Source organism: Aquipseudomonas guryensis (assembly GCF_014164785.1).
Classification (GTDB): Bacteria; Pseudomonadota; Gammaproteobacteria; order Pseudomonadales; family Pseudomonadaceae; genus Aquipseudomonas; species Aquipseudomonas guryensis.
In genome coordinates this window covers 36,026-52,046 of sequence record NZ_JACJFN010000005.1, presented here as the reverse complement: position 1 = coordinate 52,046, position 16,021 = coordinate 36,026, and the positions used below count along the sequence as shown (strand labels likewise).

Annotated in this window: 14 protein-coding genes; 8 read left to right on the top strand and 6 right to left on the bottom strand. The window is 62.1% G+C overall.

The window, feature by feature from the left end:
* The first annotated feature begins 18 nt into the window (after positions 1 to 18).
* The 3 genes from H3H45_RS17800 to H3H45_RS17790 all read left to right on the top strand — a co-directional run bounded on the left by H3H45_RS17800 (position 19) and on the right by H3H45_RS17790 (position 1,577).
* Complete coding sequence (locus H3H45_RS17800) at positions 19 to 255, top strand: thioredoxin family protein (protein WP_182835047.1); 237 nt, start codon at positions 19 to 21, stop codon at positions 253 to 255.
* A gap of 62 nt (positions 256 to 317) precedes the next feature.
* Positions 318 to 1,262 (top strand): DnaJ C-terminal domain-containing protein, encoded by a 945-nt coding sequence (locus H3H45_RS17795; RefSeq protein ID WP_182835046.1) that lies wholly within the window; start codon positions 318 to 320, stop codon positions 1,260 to 1,262.
* Positions 1,263 to 1,265: 3 nt separating this feature from the next.
* A complete protein-coding gene (locus H3H45_RS17790; RefSeq protein WP_182835045.1) occupies positions 1,266 to 1,577 on the top strand; it encodes a chaperone modulator CbpM in 312 nt (103 codons plus the stop codon).
* A 198-nt stretch (positions 1,578 to 1,775) separates the two neighbouring features.
* Here the strand turns inward: H3H45_RS17790 and arsJ are convergent, their stop codons facing one another.
* The 4 genes from arsJ to H3H45_RS17770 all read right to left on the bottom strand — a co-directional run bounded on the left by arsJ (position 1,776) and on the right by H3H45_RS17770 (position 5,326).
* Positions 1,776 to 3,002, bottom strand: a complete 1,227-nt coding sequence (gene arsJ / locus H3H45_RS17785; RefSeq protein WP_182835044.1) for an organoarsenical effux MFS transporter ArsJ — start codon at positions 3,000 to 3,002, stop codon at positions 1,776 to 1,778.
* A 209-nt stretch (positions 3,003 to 3,211) separates the two neighbouring features.
* Positions 3,212 to 4,216: an ArsJ-associated glyceraldehyde-3-phosphate dehydrogenase gene (locus tag H3H45_RS17780; RefSeq protein ID WP_182835043.1), complete on the bottom strand. Its 1,005-nt coding sequence runs from the start codon at positions 4,214 to 4,216 to the stop codon at positions 3,212 to 3,214.
* A gap of 9 nt (positions 4,217 to 4,225) precedes the next feature.
* Positions 4,226 to 4,939, bottom strand: a complete 714-nt coding sequence (gene arsH, locus H3H45_RS17775; RefSeq protein ID WP_182835042.1) for an arsenical resistance protein ArsH — start codon at positions 4,937 to 4,939, stop codon at positions 4,226 to 4,228.
* Between the two features lie 30 nt (positions 4,940 to 4,969).
* A complete protein-coding gene (locus H3H45_RS17770) occupies positions 4,970 to 5,326 on the bottom strand; it encodes a metalloregulator ArsR/SmtB family transcription factor (RefSeq protein WP_182835041.1) in 357 nt (118 codons plus the stop codon).
* A 346-nt stretch (positions 5,327 to 5,672) separates the two neighbouring features.
* Here H3H45_RS17770 and H3H45_RS17765 point away from each other — a divergent pair, with 346 nt between their 5' ends.
* From H3H45_RS17765 to H3H45_RS17750, 5 genes are all read left to right on the top strand, one after another.
* The gene (locus tag H3H45_RS17765) at positions 5,673 to 6,968 is read left to right on the top strand and encodes a dicarboxylate/amino acid:cation symporter (protein WP_182835040.1); all 1,296 of its coding nucleotides are present in this window, start codon (positions 5,673 to 5,675) and stop codon (positions 6,966 to 6,968) included.
* Between the two features lie 803 nt (positions 6,969 to 7,771).
* Positions 7,772 to 9,505 carry a bifunctional isocitrate dehydrogenase kinase/phosphatase gene (gene aceK / locus H3H45_RS17760; protein WP_182835039.1) on the top strand — a complete coding sequence of 578 codons (1,734 nt, stop codon included), beginning with the start codon at positions 7,772 to 7,774 and terminating at the stop codon, positions 9,503 to 9,505.
* A 114-nt stretch (positions 9,506 to 9,619) separates the two neighbouring features.
* Positions 9,620 to 9,754, top strand: a complete 135-nt coding sequence (locus H3H45_RS20310; protein WP_268939376.1) for a PA1414 family protein — start codon at positions 9,620 to 9,622, stop codon at positions 9,752 to 9,754.
* A gap of 211 nt (positions 9,755 to 9,965) precedes the next feature.
* On the top strand, positions 9,966 to 11,531 hold the full coding sequence (locus H3H45_RS17755) for a methyl-accepting chemotaxis protein (protein WP_182835038.1): 1,566 nt from the start codon (positions 9,966 to 9,968) through the stop codon (positions 11,529 to 11,531).
* A gap of 229 nt (positions 11,532 to 11,760) precedes the next feature.
* The gene (locus H3H45_RS17750) at positions 11,761 to 12,360 is read left to right on the top strand and encodes a tRNA-uridine aminocarboxypropyltransferase (RefSeq protein WP_182835037.1); all 600 of its coding nucleotides are present in this window, start codon (positions 11,761 to 11,763) and stop codon (positions 12,358 to 12,360) included.
* A gap of 71 nt (positions 12,361 to 12,431) precedes the next feature.
* Here the strand turns inward: H3H45_RS17750 and H3H45_RS17745 are convergent, their stop codons facing one another.
* Positions 12,432 to 13,790, bottom strand: coding sequence for an HlyD family type I secretion periplasmic adaptor subunit (locus H3H45_RS17745; RefSeq protein ID WP_182835036.1), 1,359 nt, complete (start codon positions 13,788 to 13,790; stop codon positions 12,432 to 12,434).
* Between the two features lie 26 nt (positions 13,791 to 13,816).
* Complete coding sequence (locus H3H45_RS17740; RefSeq protein ID WP_407926707.1) at positions 13,817 to 15,964, bottom strand: type I secretion system permease/ATPase; 2,148 nt, start codon at positions 15,962 to 15,964, stop codon at positions 13,817 to 13,819.
* Between the last annotated feature and the right edge of the window lie 57 nt (positions 15,965 to 16,021).

Sequence of the window (16,021 nt, the reverse complement as noted above, 5' to 3'; positions counted from 1 at the left end):
CCTGCAAGGAGCAAGTGCATGATCATCAAGATTCTCGGTTCCGGCTGCAAAAAGTGCATCAGCCTGACTGAAAACACCCAGCAGGCCCTGCACAACCTGGGGCTGACGGCGCAGGTGGTGAAGGTCACCGATTTCGCCGAGATCGCCGCCCACGGGGTGATGTCGACCCCGGCGCTGGCCATCGACGACAAGGTGGTGTCGGTGGGCAAGGTGCTCACGGCGGCCGAGGTCGCCGACCTGCTGCGCGCCGGCTGAACCCCGGCTGCCATACTGGGCAACAGCGTCTGCATTCATCCCATTGCAAGGGAGCCTGATTCATGGAGTTCAAGGATTACTACCAGATGCTCGGTGTCGACAAGACTGCCGATGCCGACGCGATCAAGAAGGCTTACCGCAAGCTGGCGCGCAAGTACCACCCCGACGTGAGCAAGGAGGCCGACGCCGAGGTGCGCATGAAGGAGGTCAACGAGGCCTACGCGGTGCTCGGCGACGTGGAAAAGCGCGCCGCCTACGACCAGCTCGGCGGGCGCTACCAGGACGGCCAGGAGTTCCAGCCGCCACCGGGCTGGGACAACGGCTTCGAGTTTTCCGGTGGCGATTTCTCCGCCGCCGACCTGGGCGAATACAGCGACTTCTTCGCCAACCTGTTCGGCCAGGCTGGCCGTGGTCGCCACCGCCAGGGCTGGGCGGAATCGCGGCGTGGCGAGGATCATCACGCCAAGATCGTCATCGAGCTGCGCGATGCCTATGCGGGGGCCACGCGCACGATCACCCTGCGCGGCGCCCGCCCCGATGCCCAGGGCCGGATGACGATGCAGGAGCACAGCCTCAATGTGCAGATTCCCAAGGGCATCCGCGAGGGCCAGCAGATCCGCCTGAGTGGCCAGGGCAGCCCGGGGTTCGGCGGTGGTCCGGCTGGCGATCTGTACCTGGAAGTGCATTTCCAGGCGGATGCGCGCTACCGGGTGGACGGCCGCGATGTCTACGAGACCCTGCCGGTCACGCCCTGGGAGGCGGCACTGGGCGCGAGCATCGAGGCGCCGACGCCGTCCGGCAAGGTGCAGGTGAAGATTCCCGCCCACTCGCAGACGGGACGCAAGCTGCGCCTCAAGGGGCGTGGTATTCCCGGCGAGCCGGCGGGCGATCTGTACTTGCTGCTGGAGGTGGTCCTGCCGCCAGCGGATACGGACAAGGCCCGCCAGCTCTACGAAATGATGGCCCAGGAGTTGCCCTTCAACCCGCGTCAGTCCATGGGAGCGTGAGTCATGCCGTCGATCGAGATCATTACCAGCGTTGTCGTCGATGAAGTCACCCTCGACCTCGACGAACTGGCCCGGGCCTGCGCCGTGGAGTCGGTGTGGATCGTCGAGCGGGTCGAGGCTGGTCTGCTGGATGCGTTGAATCGACAGCAACCGGCCACCTGGCGCTTCAGCAGCGCCGAACTGGCCCGTGCCCGGCGCCTTGCCGCGCTGGAGCGCGACTTCGACGCCAACCCCGAACTGGCCGCACTGGTGGCGGACCTGATCGAGGAAGTGGCGCGGCTCAAGCGCCGGCTCAGGGCTGCCGGCTTGGAATAAGCCTGTTTGCTGGTGTTGGTGGATAAGCACAGCGTTATCCACCCTACGGCCTGATCCTGTAGGAGCCAGCTTGCTGGCGATGCTTTTGATCGCCAGCAAGCTGGCTCCTACAAACCCCGCTGATTGCCAGCAAGAACTGGGCGTCCATCTGGTTCCTACAAAGGGTTTTGCTGAATTACAGCGCCGTTGAGCTGCGCCTTAGCGGCTCAGCCCCTCGGCATGCCTGGGTAGGCCTAGGGAGATCAGCGCCGCTGCCAGGACGAAAGCCGAGGAAATCCACAGACAGGCCTCCAGGCCATAAACCTGATACACCCAGCCGGAAAGCAGGGTGCCAATCAGCCGGCCGAGGGCGTTGGACATGTAGTAAAAGCCCACGTCCAGCGACACGCCGTCTTCCTTGGCGTAGCTGACGATCAGGTAGCTGTGCAGCGAGGAATTCACCGCGAACAGCACGCCGAACAGCAGCAGGCCGCCGAGTAGCACCCAGTGTGCCGAGGCGCCGGCTTGCAAACCGAGGGCGATGGCCGCCGGCAGACCGGCCAGCAGCGCGGCCCAGACGAAGGCAGCGCGGCCGTCCGGGACCTGGCCGCTGCGCTTGCCGGTAATCGCCGGAGCGAACGATTGGACGATGCCGTAGCCGATCACCCAGCAGGCGAGGAAACCGCCGACCAGCCAGAAGTCCCAGCCGAACACGCTGGACAGGTACACCGGCAGGGCCACCACAAACCACACATCGCGGGCGCCGAACAGGAACAGGCGGGCGGCCGAGAGGATGTTGATCGCCCGACTTTTCGACAGCAGCTCGCGGAACTTGGGTTTGGCCTTGGCCTTGCCCAGGTCTTTCTTCAGCAGCCACAGGCTGGCCAGCCAGATCAGCGCCAGCACGGCGGCCATGGCCAGAACCGCGCCGGTGAAGCCGAGCAAAGCGAGCAGGGCGCCGCCAAGGAAGAAACCGATACCTTTGAGCGCATTCTTCGAGCCGGTGAGGATCGCCACCCACTTGTACAGCGTGCCTTGCTGGCTATCGGGCACCAGGAGCTTGATCGAGCTCTTGGCGCTCATCTTGTTGAGGTCCTTGGCGATGCCCGACAGCGCCTGCGCGCCCATCACCCAGGGCACCGTCAGCCAGGCGGCCGGCACGGTGAGCATCAGCAGCGCCGCCACCTGCAGGCCGAGACCGAGGTTCATGGTGCGGTTCAGGCCCAGGCGCGCGCCGAGGTAGCCACCGACCAGGTTGGTGACCACACCGAAGATTTCGTAGAACAGAAACAGTGCGGCGATCTGCAGGGGCGAGTAGCCGAGGCTGTGGAAATGCAGCACCACCAGCATGCGCAGGGCGCCGTCGGTGAGGGTGAAGGCCCAGTAGTTGCCGGTTACCAGCAGGTACTGGCGGACGTCGGGCGAGAGCTGCGAGAACGGGCGCATGAGAGTTTCCTGAGCGTTAAGTGGGGCTTGAGCCCCTCTCCCCAACCTTTTCCCCAGGGGGAGTGGGAGTTGTTCGTGTGGGCTGGATGCCGCGTGGGCTTGTCTCCCCTCTCCCGTTCACGGGAGAGGGGCCGGGGGAGAGGGCGGTAGCCTGGATGTAATCCGTGGGCAGGTCCGTGCGCTCTCCCAGATTGCCTCCGGGTAAGGTGTTAGCCAGCCATCCCGACCATCCGCGCCAGCTCCACAGTGCGGTTGGCGTAGCCCCACTCGTTGTCGTACCAGGCGTAGATCTTCACCTGGGTGCCGTTGACCACCAGGGTCGACAGCGCATCAATGATCGAGGAACGCGGGTCGGTACGGTAGTCGATGGACACCAGCGGGCGTTCCTCGTAGCCGAGAATACCTGCCAGCGGGCCGTCGGCCGCCGCCTTGAGCAGGGCGTTGACCTCCTCGGCCGTGGTCACGCGCTCGACCTCGAATACGCAGTCTGTCAGCGAGGCGTTGGCCAGCGGCACGCGCACGGCATGGCCGTTCAGCTTGCTGCGCAGCTCGGGGAAGATCTCCGCGATGGCGGTGGCCGAGCCGGTGGTCGTGGGGATCAGGCTCATGCCTGAGGCGCGGGCGCGGCGCAGGTCCTTGTGCGGCTGGTCGAGGATGCTCTGGGTGTTGGTCAGGTCGTGGATGGTGGTGATCGAACCGTGGCGGATGCCGAGGTTTTCGTGGATCACCTTGACCACCGGCGCCAGGCAGTTGGTGGTGCAGGAAGCGGCGGTGACGATGCGGTGCACGGCCGGGTCGAACAACTGCTGGTTGACCCCCATCACCACGTTGAGTGCGCCTGCCTCTTTCACCGGGGCGCTGACTACCACGCGCTTCACACCTTGGTCCAGGTAGCTCTGCAGCACGGCGACGGTCTTCATCTTGCCGCTGGCCTCGATCACCAGGTCGCAGCCGCTCCAGTCGGTGTCGGCGATGGCCTTGTTGGCCGTGACCTTGATCGACTTGCCGTCGATCACCACGCAGTCGCCGGCGCTGCTCGCCTCATGCTGCCAGCGGCCGTGCACCGAATCGAAATTGAGCAGGTGGGCGTGGGTGGCAGCGTCGCCGGCCGGGTCGTTGATCTGCACGAACTCCAGCTCCGGCCAGCCCCAGGCGGCGCGCAGGGCCAGGCGTCCGATGCGGCCGAAGCCGTTGATACCGACTTTGATGGTCATGCGGGTTCCTCAAATGGCAGATTGATTGACACGTTTCGATAGTTGTTCGGCCGACTCCTTGCGTTCGGAGTAGCGGTCGACTAGGTAGTCGGCGCGCTCGCGCAGCAGCAGGGTGAACTTGACCAGTTCTTCCATGACATCCACTACCCGGTCGTAATAGGCCGAAGGCTTCATCCGCCCGTCCGCATCGAATTCTAGGAAGGCCTTGGGCACCGAGGACTGGTTGGGGATGGTGAACATGCGCATCCAGCGGCCCAGCACGCGCAGCTGGTTGACCACGTTGAACGATTGCGAGCCGCCGCAGACCTGCATCACGGCCAGGGTCTTACCTTGGGTCGGGCGGATGGCGCCCATGGCCAGCGGCACCCAGTCGATCTGAGCCTTGAATACGGCGGTCATCGCGCCGTGGCGCTCGGGCGAGCACCACACCTGGCCTTCCGACCACTGCATCAGTTCGCGCAGTTCCTGCACCTTGGGGTGGCTGTCCGGGGCATCGTCCGGCAGCGGCAGGCCGCGCGGGTCGAAGATGCGCGTCTCGGCGCCGAAACGCTGCAGCAGGCGCGCGGCTTCCTCGGTGAGCAGGCGGCTGAACGAGTGCTGGCGGGTCGAACCGTACAGCAGCAGGATGCGCGGCGCGTGCGTGGCCAGCAGCGGCCTGCAGAGCTGGTCGGTATCGGGCAGAGCGAAGAGGTTTTCGTCGAGGTGGGGTAGCTCGTCGTGCATCAATCGGGTCCTTTTCGGTCTGGCGTGGCGTCAGCAGCAGGCGGCGGCACGTTCGGGACGGCCATCCATGCAGTGCAGGCGCTCGGTAACTGGGGTAAGCCAGCCGCGGTTGGCTTCCAGGGTGCTGCGCAGAATGCTCAGCACCCATTCCGGCAACTCGGGGTGCAGGCGGTAATACACCCATTGGCCCTGGCGGCGGTCGGCCAGCAGGCCGCAGGTGCGCAGTTGCGCCAGGTGGCGGGAGATCTTCGGCTGGCTTTCGTCCAGGGCGCAGGTCAGCTCGCACACGCACAGCTCGCCTTCGCCGGTGACCAGCAGCATCAGGCGCACGCGGGTGTCATCGGCCAGGCATTTGAAAACGCTGGTCGGGGTCAGGGCTTCGCTCATGGATGGCGGCTCCTAATATGCGATTTTTCGAATATATGAAAATTCGAATATTTGGTAAAGCCTGGATGGGATCTCAGTTGACTGACGGCGGCTGGCAGTGGGGGAAACCCGCCGCAGGCTTGGCGGTTTTCCGCCAAAAATCTTGGATAGTGCTGATCTAATTTTTATTAAGTATTTGTTTTAAAAGGATTTAAATTATTTTTAGCAGGTGGCACAGGCCCTGCAATTAGCGCTACAGCTCCCCAGCGGAGCCCACAACAAATCCCTCCAGTGCAGGAGGGTTAGCGCTAAACGCGGCTGCGCACCTCGCAGATATCGAGGCCGGCGCGGCAAGAGAGGAACTGCCATGACCCGCAAACCGCTGTACAAGAGTCTGTACGCCCAGGTGCTGGTGGCCATCGCCATCGGTATCGCCATCGGACATTTCTACCCGGAGGCGGGCGTCGCCCTGAAGCCGCTGGGTGATGGCTTCGTCAAGCTGATCAAGATGGCCATCGCGCCGATCATCTTCTGCACCGTGGTCAGCGGCATCGCTGGCATGCAGGACATGAAGGCGGTGGGCAAGACCGGTGGTTACGCGCTGCTGTACTTCGAGATTGTCTCCACACTGGCCCTGGTGATTGGCCTGGTCGTGGTCAACCTGGTCGAACCGGGTGTGGGCATGCATATCGACCCTGCCACCCTCGACACCAAGGGCATTGCTGCCTATGCCGCGGCGGGTGAGTCGCAGAGCACTATCGCCTTCCTGCTCAACGTGATCCCCAGCACCATCGTCGGTGCCTTCGCCACTGGTGACATTCTGCAGGTGCTGTTCTTCTCGGTGATCTTCGCCTTCGCCCTGCAGCGCATGGGTGACTACGGCAAGCCGATTCTGGAGTTCATCGACCGCATCGCCCAGGTGATGTTCGGCATCATCAACATGATCATGAAAGTCGCGCCCATCGGTGCCTTCGGCGCCATGGCCTTCACCATCGGCCAGTACGGCGTGGGTTCGCTGGTGCAGCTGGGCCAACTGATGGTCTGCTTCTACGTGACCTGCCTGCTGTTCGTTCTGGTGGTGCTCGGTGGTATCGCCAGGGCCCATGGCTTCAGCATCCTCAAGTTCATCAAGTACATCCGCGAAGAGCTGCTGATCGTGCTCGGTACTTCGTCCTCGGAGTCGGCTCTGCCGCGCATGCTGAACAAGATGGAGAAGCTCGGCGCGAACAAGTCGGTGGTCGGCCTTGTGATCCCTACCGGCTACTCGTTCAACCTCGACGGCACCTCGATCTACCTGACCATGGCAGCGGTGTTTATCGCCCAGGCAACCGATACGCCGATGGACATCACCCATCAGCTGACCCTGCTGGCAGTGCTGCTGATCGCCTCCAAGGGTGCGGCCGGCGTGACCGGCAGCGGTTTCATCGTGCTGGCTGCGACCTTGTCTGCTGTGGGGCATCTGCCGGTGGCCGGCTTGGCGCTGATCCTCGGTATCGACCGATTCATGTCGGAAGCCCGCGCCCTGACCAACCTGGTTGGCAATGGCGTGGCGACCATCGTAGTGGCCAAGTGGTGCAAACAGCTCGACGAGGACACCCTGCAGCGTGAGCTGAATGGCAAGCCGGAGCTGCCGGAAGTGAGCTTCGCGCGCGAAACCGCCTGATATCGACCCGCACCGCCCCTGTTCGGGCGGTGCTTTTCTGGCCCGTCCTGGTGACGGGCTTTTTTTCGCCAGGGTTAGAGATGCCTCACAGCCTGGCCACATCCCTTGGCGCGGCCATCAATAGTGCGCTTAAAATCGCCGCCTTCAAGAACGACTCTGGAACGGATGCCATGTCGACTTCGCTGCACTCGCCTGCGCCTTGCGCGGCCCCTCTCCTGATTGTTCTGCCATGCCTTCCCTGCGGATGCGCTGCGCGACCTCGCCTGATTGAGGTCCACGTCCTGATCTAACACTTTTATCCGGCCGACCTGGCAGCTTGTCGGGTGGTTCGGCGGTCTATCTGCTGCTGATCTGAACCCAGGGTTCAATTCGTCAGTATTTAAGGCGGTGCTCCTCTCCCCGGACACCGCCTTCTTTTTGCCCGATGACTACGTATCTAAAAGCGAATCCAGGCGCTAGGGTCTGTTCCCGTTTCGTTCGCGAACCGCGTTGCTGCGCAAAATCGCGCCAGGCTAGGCGCGGGACGCAGGCAATGGTCATTCCCTTGGCAAGTCCCGCAACGACGCATGGCGCGGTTTTGCGCGCAACCCGAAGGGACGGGCCTGTTTTTGCGCGGAACGTCGTTACTCGACGGCTCATTTGGACGACCAAACCTCGCGTCTCGCGCCTAGCCCCGCGCAAAAACAGGCTCCGTCGCGGCCGTGAACGAAACGGGAACAGACCCTAGGGAGTGGTTTGTGGCTTTCCCTGGCGCGCGGCTCTGGCTAAGCTCGCGTTTCCGCATACGCAGCAGAGGCTTTCCCATGGCGCAGCAACGGCCAGCCGCAGATATCGCCCGTCTGATCCTCGACGGCTTCGACGACTATCGCGAGCATTTCCGTGAGATCACCAATGGCGCCCGGGCGCGCTTCGAGCAGGCGCTATGGCAGGAGGCGCAGGCCGCTTCGGCTGCGCGGATCAACCTCTACGAAGAGAAAGTCAGCGAAGTGGGTGAGCGGCTGCGTGCCAGCTTCAGCGACGAATTCCTGCTGGATGTTGAGCTGTGGCCGCTGGTGAAAAGCGCCTACATCACCCTGATCGACCAGCGCTTCGACGATGAGCTGGCGGAAACCTGGTTCAACTCGATCTTCTGCGGTCTGTTCAGCCATGACCAGATCAGTGATGGCTGCATGTTCATCCACACCACGCGGCCGTCTCTGCGTCCCCAGGCCAGCGCCCCGCAAACCCGTATCTACAAGCCGCAGGGCAATCTGCAGGAGGCTCTGCATGCGGTGTTCAGTGACTACCGTTTCAGCGTCGGCTTCGAGAACCTTGAGCGCGATATCAACCGCTTGGAAGTACAGCTGCGCAACAACCTGCCGGACTGGGTGTGCAAGGATCCGGAGCTGACCATCGAGCTGTTCTCCTTCACCCTCTACCGCAACAAGGGCGCCTACCTGGTCGGACGCATCTTCACCCGCGACGAGCAATGGCCGCTGGTAATCCCTCTGCTGCACCGCGAGGGGCAGGGCATCCAGATCGATACGCTGATCACCGACGAGGCCGAAGTCTCGATCATCTTCTCCTTCACCCGTTCCTACTTCATGGTGCGGGTGGAGATTCCGGCGGAGTTCATCGGCTTCCTCAAGCGCATTCTGCCGGGCAAGCACATCGCCGAGCTGTATACCTCGATCGGTTTCTACAAGCACGGCAAGTCGGAGTTCTACCGCTCGCTGATCAATCACCTGGCCAGCACCGATGACAAGTTCATCATGGCGCCTGGCGTGCGCGGCATGGTCATGAGCGTGTTCACCCTGCCGGGCTTCAACACGGTGTTCAAGATCATCAAGGATCGCTTCTCGCCGTCGAAGAACGTCGACCGTGCCACGGTGATCGAGAAGTACCGCCTGGTGAAGAGTGTCGACCGGGTCGGGCGTATGGCCGACACCCAGGAATTCGCCGACTTCCGCTTCCCCAAGGCCAAGTTCGATCCGGAATGCCTGGCCGAACTGCTGGAAGTGGCGCCGTCCACCGTGGCTATCGAGAACGATGACACCGTGTTGATCCGCCACTGCTGGACCGAGCGGCGCATGATCCCGCTGAACATCTACCTGGAGAGCGCCAACGAGGCCCAGGTGCGCGAGGCCCTGGAGGACTACGGCCTGGCCATCAAACAACTGGCTGCGGCCAATATCTTCCCCGGCGACATGCTGCTGAAGAACTTCGGCGTCACCCGCCATGGCCGTGTGGTGTTCTATGACTACGACGAGATCTGCTACCTGACCGAGGCCAACTTCCGGCGGATTCCACCGCCGCGTTATCCGGAGGACGAAATGGCCAGCGAGCCCTGGTATTCGGTGGCGCCGCTGGATGTCTTCCCCGAGGAGTTCCCGCCGTTCCTGTTCGCCGATATCGGCCAGCGCCGTCTGTTCAGCCAGCTGCATGGCGACCTTTACGACGCCGACTACTGGAAGGGCCTGCAGGAGGCAATTCGCGCCGGCAAGGTGATCGACGTGTTCCCCTACCGGCGCAAGGAGTTCGCCGACAGCATTCAGTGAGGTGTCACTGATCTGCGACAAGTGACGTCGTTCCGGCGCGAGCTAGCCTATGCTCAAAGGGTAGTGGCTGCAGTTGTAGCCCACGCCGCTTGGTTCATGGCAGGAGGACGTCGCATGAAAGCCAGATTGCACAATGCTGTTCGCCAGTTTCTCACCGTACTGGGTCTGATCGAGCCGCCGCGCATGCAGCCGATCCCGGTGCGTAGAGAACCACCGCGCGACCCGCGCAAAGTTACGCATTTACCCTAGACCGCCAGCAGGAAGGTAGGTGCAAGACCTACCTGTCCATGGTCGGTTGCTCTCTGCCTTGCAGAGACTAATGGTTTGCCTGCGGTGTGAGGCATGGCTCGGGTGATGTTGAGCTGATGGCACACTTTAAATGGTGTTTTGGCATGGCTGTGCTAGACCCTATTTGTGTGAGCTGGAAGTCCACCATCAACCTTGTCCAAGGATGATCCCCATGCGTCAAAATCTCCCTGTATCCCAGCGGGAAAGAACTTTCCCCGCAACAGAGCGCCTGATTTCAACGACCGACCTGAACAGCAAGATCACCTATTGCAACGACGCTTTTGTCGAGATCAGTGGCTTCACCCGCGAAGAGCTAGTCGGCCAGCCCCACAACCTAGTGCGCCATCCGGATATGCCGCCTTCGGTGTTTGCCCATATGTGGGAAACCATCAAGCAGGGCAAACCCTGGATGGGTGTGGTCAAGAATCGCTCCAAAAATGGCGATTACTACTGGGTCAGCGCCTATGTCACGCCGATCTATGAGAACGGCAAAATGTCCGGTTATGAGTCGGTGCGCTCGGTACCCACTGAGGAGCAGAAGAGGCGCGCCGAGAATCTCTATGCGCGCTTGCGTGCCGGCAAGCCGCCTGTGCCCAAACTGGAATACCTGACCTATGACCTGTTGCGTTCCTGGCCGCTGATTCTGGCCGGCCTGGTCATTCTGGCGGGTCACTCAGTGCTGAGCGGTTTCTGGTTACTTCTATTCATCTGTGTAGTGATGTTCGGCCTTGGCTCTTACCAGCTGTACAGCAAGCGCCAATTGATTCGTAACACTCTGGCCGAGCACCCAAAGGCATTTACCAGTGCACTGGTGGCGTTGACCTATAGCGACAACCGCGGCGCCCAGGCACTGCTCGACATGGCCATGATCAGTGAGGAGGCGCGTTTGCAGACCGCCCTGACCCGTCTTGAAGATGCCGGCGAGAGCGTGCGCAAGCGGGCCGCGCAGTCTGCCGAGTTGTCGCGTTCCGGTGCCGAACTGCTGGATCAGCAGCGCAGCGAAACGGACCAGTCGGCCACGGCCATCAACCAGATGGCAGCCACCATCCAGGAGGTGACGCACAACGTGCAGAACACCTCGCATGCTGCCGAAGAGGCGGATCGCCTGGCGCAACAGGGTCGTCATCTTGCCGATAGCAGTCTGCAGGCCATGCAGCATATGGCGGGTGCCGTGCAGGAGATCGGCCAGGCAGTGAATGACCTGGCCAGCTCGACCCAGTCGATTGGCAGCGTGGCCGATGTGATCACTTCGATTGCCGAGCAGACCAACTTGCTCGCCCTCAATGCGGCGATCGAGGCGGCGCGTGCCGGTGAGCAGGGCCGAGGTTTTGCTGTGGTGGCCGATGAAGTGCGGGCCTTGGCCGGGCGTACGCGTGAGTCCACGGAACAGATCCACCAAATTATTTCTTCCCTGCGCAGTGGCGCGGAGCGAGCGGTGCAAACTGCCGGCAGGGGCGAGGCAATTTCGCGCGAGAGCGTGCAGAGCGTCGAGGAGGTACGTGAGGCGCTGGTGGGCATCAGTACGGCGGTAACCCGCATCACTGGCATGAGTCAGCAGATGGCCGCGGCTTCGGAAGAGCAGAGTCATGTCGCCGAAGATATCAGCCGGCAGATTACCCGCATTGCCCAGCTCTCCGATCACAGCGCGGGCCAGGCGCAGCAAGGGGCAACGATTGGGCGGGAGTTGGAGCAGATGGCCGAGTATCTGCACAGTTTGGCGGAGCGATTCAATCGCTGAACCAGAGGCGTTATACGACAAGACCCGGCTTTGGCCGGGTTTTGTTTTTTAAGCTGCGTAATTGTGTTTTTTGCCAATAATCCTTGGCTTAGGTGCTGGCTGGGCGATATGTGTTCGGACTTGCCGAATAGAGTTTGCCGCGCGGCTGGTGAGCGGTCGCTGTGCTGTAAATGCGTGAGCTGAAGCGGCTATGGCATATGGCACACTGCACGGCCCAAGGAGTGTGCGTATGTCCCGATCCCGCTGCGAGCGCTGTGCTCGACCGCAGAGCCATTGCCTGTGTCACCTGATTCCGAGCCTGCCAAGCCGTACACGGGTCTTGATCTTGCAGCATCCGGATGAGGTGGTGCATGCCCTCAACACCGCTCGATTGGCTGCATTGGGGCTGCTGAATGCCGAACTCAAGGTGGGCGAGGTGTTTGTCGACTTGCACCAGTGGCTGAGCAGTGAGTACCGCGCCTGTCTGCTGTTCCCTGGGGAAGAGGCGCAGGAGCTGCCGTTGTCCAGCGCGCCGGGGGATGATCGTCCGCTACTGCTGGTGGTGCCCGATGGCACCTGGCGCAAGGCGCGCAAGTTGCTGCATCTGAATCCGCTACTGGCTGAGTTGCCACGGGTCTGCTTGCCGGCAGGGCTGCAGTCACGCTATCGCCTGCGCAAGGCGCCGGGAGAGGGGGCGCTGGCCACGATCGAGGCGATCACTGTGGCCCTGAACCTGCAGGAAGCACCAGCCTGTTTCGATGAACTGCTGCGCCCGTTCGAGGCGCTGATCGAGGGGCAGATCGCCGCAATGGGCGAGGAAACCTTTCTGCGTAATCACCAGAAATCGTAGCCCGGATGCAATCCGGGCGTTTTCGTGTTGAGTTCGGCAGGGCCCTGGATTGCATTCGGCTACGTTAGGATTCAGCGCTCGCGCAGGGCTTCCGAGCGCGCTTTGAGCACGGGCTTAAGCAGGTAGTCCAGCACGCTCTTTTCGCCGGTGATGATGTCGACGGTGGCCACCATGCCTGGAATGATCAGCAGGGGATGTTCCTTGGTACCGAGGTGGCTCTGGTCGGTGCGCACCTGGATCAGGTAGAAGCTGTTGCCTTCCTCGTCGGTGATGGTATCGGCGCTGATCAGTTCCAGCTTGGCCTTCAGCCCGCCATAGATGGTGTAGTCGTAGGCGGTGAACTTGACCATGGCCTTCTGGCCGGGGTGGAGGAAGGCCACATCCTGCGGGCGTACCTTGGCCTCGATCAGCAGGTTGTCTTCCAGCGGTACCACTTCGACCATGGCATCACCGGGCTGCACCACGCCGCCAATGGTGTTGACCTTGAGCAACTTGATGATGCCGTGCACGGGGGATACCACGGTGGTGCGGGTTACCCGGTCGTCGATGGCCACGCTGGTGGAGGTGATTTTCTTCAGCTCGGTGCGCATCTCGTTCAGCTCTTTGAAGGCGTCCGAGCGAAAGGCCAGCTCGGACTCCTGAATGCGACTCTTGATCTCCTCGATGGCCGACTCGGCACGCGGAATAGCCAGGTTGGTTGCATCCAGAGAGCCGCGTACCTCCACGGCGCTGCGCCGCAGGCGGAGGATTTCTACCTGGGAGATCGCGCCGGTTTCCACCAGTGGCTGCGACATATTCAGTTCCTGCTGGAGCAGGCCGAGGCTGGAGCGATATTGCTGGGATTTGGCGCGAAATTCGGCGAGTTCCTGGGTTTTCTGCTGCAGCTGTTCCTGCAGGGTGTTCTGCTCGCTGTGCAGGCGTTGCTGGCGTGAGCGATACAGCGCCATCTCGTCTTCAACTAGTTGCGGGGCCTGTTTCACCAGCTCCTCTGGCAAGGCCAGTGGGCGACCCTCGGCTTCGGCGCTGAGACGCTCCACGCGGGCGACCAGGGCCATGCGATCGGCTTCGGTCTCTCCACGGTTGGAGAGGAAACGGGTGTCGTCGAGACGCAGCAGGGTATCGCCCTTATTCACCACCTGGCCTTCGCGCACGAAAATCTCGGTGACGATGCCGCCTTCCAAGTTCTGGATCACCTGTACCTTGCTCGACGGAATGGCTTTGCCTTCGCCGGTGGTGACTTCCTCGAGTACGGCGAACTTGGCCCAGATCAGCGCCACCAGTAGACAGGCGCTGACCGACCACACCGTGGCCCGGGCCAGCCAGGGCGAGTCTTCCAGGATGGCGCCGTCGACTTCGGGCATGAACTCGGTGTCCTGCTTGTGTTTCTGCAGGCTGCCGAAGTAATCGCGGATCGACTGAGTCAGTTCCATGCACGACCTCCACTGGATGGCGCGCTTTATACCGCCGCCGGGCCGACGCGACCCTTGCGCAGGGCCTCGATCACGGCTTCTTTAGGGCCATCGGCGACGACATGGCCATTGTCGAGTACCACCAGGCGATCGACCATGCTGAGCATCGAGGCGCGGTGGGTGATCAGTAGTACGGTCTTGCCCTGCGCCAGACTGTGCAGGCGGTTGCGCAGGGTATCTTCACTGGTGTTGTCCATGGAGCTGGTCGGTTCATCGAGCAGCAGAATCGGTGGGTCGAGTAGCAGGGCGCGGGCCAGCAGGACGGTTTGCCGTTGCCCGCTGGAAAGCAATTGGCCGCGCTCACCCACCGGTCGGTCAAAGCCTTGCGGATGCTGCCGTGCGAGTTCGGAAACCCCCGTCATTTCAGCCACCTCAAGCATGCGTGTGTCACTGACATAGCGGGCGCCGAGGGTCAGGTTGTCGCGCAGGCTGCCGGACAATAAAGGCAGGTCATGGGCGACATAGCCGATCTGATGACGCAGGTCGGCGACATCCAGTTGGCGCAGATCAAGGCCGTCAAGGAGGATCTGGCCTTCACTCGGGGTGTAGAAGTTCATTAGCAGCCTTGCCAGGGTGCTTTTGCCCGAGCCGTTGCGACCGATTATGCCGACGCGTTCACCGGCATTCATGCGGAGGCTGACTTTGGTCAGGGCTGGAGTGTCCTGTCCTGGGTAGCTAAAGGTAACCTGGCGCATGTCGAGGGCGCCTTTCAGATGGGTGCGTTCCAATGGGCGCTGCTTGGCTTCGCGTTCCTGCGGCAATGCCATCAGCGCATCCGTGCTGGTCATGGTCAGGCGCGCTTGCTGGTAACGGGTAATCAGGCCAGCAATCTGCCCTAGCGGCGAGAGCACGCGGCTGCCGAGCATGTAGCAGGCCACCAGAGCGCCTACGCTCAGATTGCCAGCGATGATGATATAGACCCCGGCGACTATGGTGGCCATGCCGGCGAACTGCTGGAAGAACATGGTGCCGTTGGTGGCCAGTGAGGCGAGGAAGCGGCTGTGGTTATCCAGGCGGGTGAGGGCACCATGGGTTTTTTCCCAGTGATGCTGCCGCTCGCTTTCGGCACTGCAGGCCTTGAGAGTTTCCAGGCCGCTGAGGGTCTCGATCAGCAGCGCCTGGCGCTCGGCGCCCAGGGCGAGGCTTTTCTGCACGGTGTCGCGCAGGCGGGCCTGGATCACCAAGGCGAAGATGGCGGTAATCGGGAACGCCAGCAGCGGTATAACCACCAGCCACCCCCCCAGCAGGCCAATGACCACGATCATCAGTATGGAGAAGGGCAGATCGATCAGGCTGGTCAGGGTGACAGCGGTGAGGAATTCGCGTAGGCCCTGGAAGTCGTGGATGCTCTGGGCGAACCCGCCGATTGTGGCGGGGCGTGCCTTCATCGACATGCCGGTGATGCGCTCGAACAGGGTGGCGGACAACACCACGTCGGTCTTCTTGCCGGCAATATCAAGTAGATGTGCTCGCAGTACGCGCAGCAGCAGTTCGAAACCGCTGCCGATGAACAGGCCGATGACCAGCACCCACAAGGTCGACGTGGCCTGGTTGGGCACCACGCGGTCATAGGTTTGCATGACGAACAACGGCACCATCAAACCCAGCAGGTTGATCAGCAGGCTGGCGAGCACCGCGTCAGTATAGAGCCAGCGGGACAGCTTGAGCGTGTCGCGAAACCAGGCATCTATACGTGGCACCAGGGGGGTGCGGACATCTTCCAGTTCATGCCGCGGACGGGCGAAGAAGGCCTGGCCGGAGTATTCCAGCAGCAGGTGTTCACGGCTGACCCATTGCTCGCCACCTTCTGCTTCGCACGGCAGGATCAGTAGCTGGTTTTTTGGCCCGAACTTGCGCAGCACGGCACTGCGACCGTCTTTCAGCAAAAGCAGTACGGGCAGGTTGAGCGGTGAGATGGCATTGAGGTCGCGGCGCAAGATGCGCCCTTGCAGGCCCGCTCTGGCAGCTGCGCGCGGCAGTAGCTCAGGTGTCAGGCATTGTTCCGGCATCGGCAGGCCAGCGGTGAGACTGGCTCGGCTGGCGGAGCATTCATGCAGGTTGCAGAGAATCAGTAATCCATCCAGCAGCGGGTCGTCGTGACTTTGCCGCTGGTCGTCGGAAGGCTTCCGTTCCATGGTGGTCAAGGTCACTACTCCTGAGAGGTTGCCTGGAAACAGCGGGTGAATTGTTTC

Excerpts from the sequence above, each read along its gene's own strand:
- H3H45_RS17745 (WP_182835036.1), bottom strand. The coding sequence starts at position 13,790 with ATGGAACTGACTCAGTCGATCCGCGATTACTTCGGCAGCCTGCAGAAA.
- arsH (WP_182835042.1), bottom strand. The coding sequence starts at position 4,939 with ATGCACGACGAGCTACCCCACCTCGACGAAAACCTCTTCGCTCTGCCC.
- H3H45_RS17790 (WP_182835045.1), top strand. The coding sequence starts at position 1,266 with ATGCCGTCGATCGAGATCATTACCAGCGTTGTCGTCGATGAAGTCACC.
- H3H45_RS17795 (WP_182835046.1), top strand. The coding sequence starts at position 318 with ATGGAGTTCAAGGATTACTACCAGATGCTCGGTGTCGACAAGACTGCC.
- H3H45_RS17800 (WP_182835047.1), top strand. The coding sequence starts at position 19 with ATGATCATCAAGATTCTCGGTTCCGGCTGCAAAAAGTGCATCAGCCTG.
- H3H45_RS17770 (WP_182835041.1), bottom strand. The coding sequence starts at position 5,326 with ATGAGCGAAGCCCTGACCCCGACCAGCGTTTTCAAATGCCTGGCCGAT.
- H3H45_RS17765 (WP_182835040.1), top strand. The coding sequence starts at position 5,673 with ATGACCCGCAAACCGCTGTACAAGAGTCTGTACGCCCAGGTGCTGGTG.
- H3H45_RS17750 (WP_182835037.1), top strand. The coding sequence starts at position 11,761 with ATGTCCCGATCCCGCTGCGAGCGCTGTGCTCGACCGCAGAGCCATTGC.
- H3H45_RS17740 (WP_407926707.1), bottom strand. The coding sequence starts at position 15,964 with ATGGAACGGAAGCCTTCCGACGACCAGCGGCAAAGTCACGACGACCCG.
- H3H45_RS17780 (WP_182835043.1), bottom strand. The coding sequence starts at position 4,216 with ATGACCATCAAAGTCGGTATCAACGGCTTCGGCCGCATCGGACGCCTG.
- H3H45_RS17755 (WP_182835038.1), top strand. The coding sequence starts at position 9,966 with ATGCGTCAAAATCTCCCTGTATCCCAGCGGGAAAGAACTTTCCCCGCA.
- aceK (WP_182835039.1), top strand. The coding sequence starts at position 7,772 with ATGGCGCAGCAACGGCCAGCCGCAGATATCGCCCGTCTGATCCTCGAC.
- H3H45_RS20310 (WP_268939376.1), top strand. The coding sequence starts at position 9,620 with ATGAAAGCCAGATTGCACAATGCTGTTCGCCAGTTTCTCACCGTACTG.
- arsJ (WP_182835044.1), bottom strand. The coding sequence starts at position 3,002 with ATGCGCCCGTTCTCGCAGCTCTCGCCCGACGTCCGCCAGTACCTGCTG.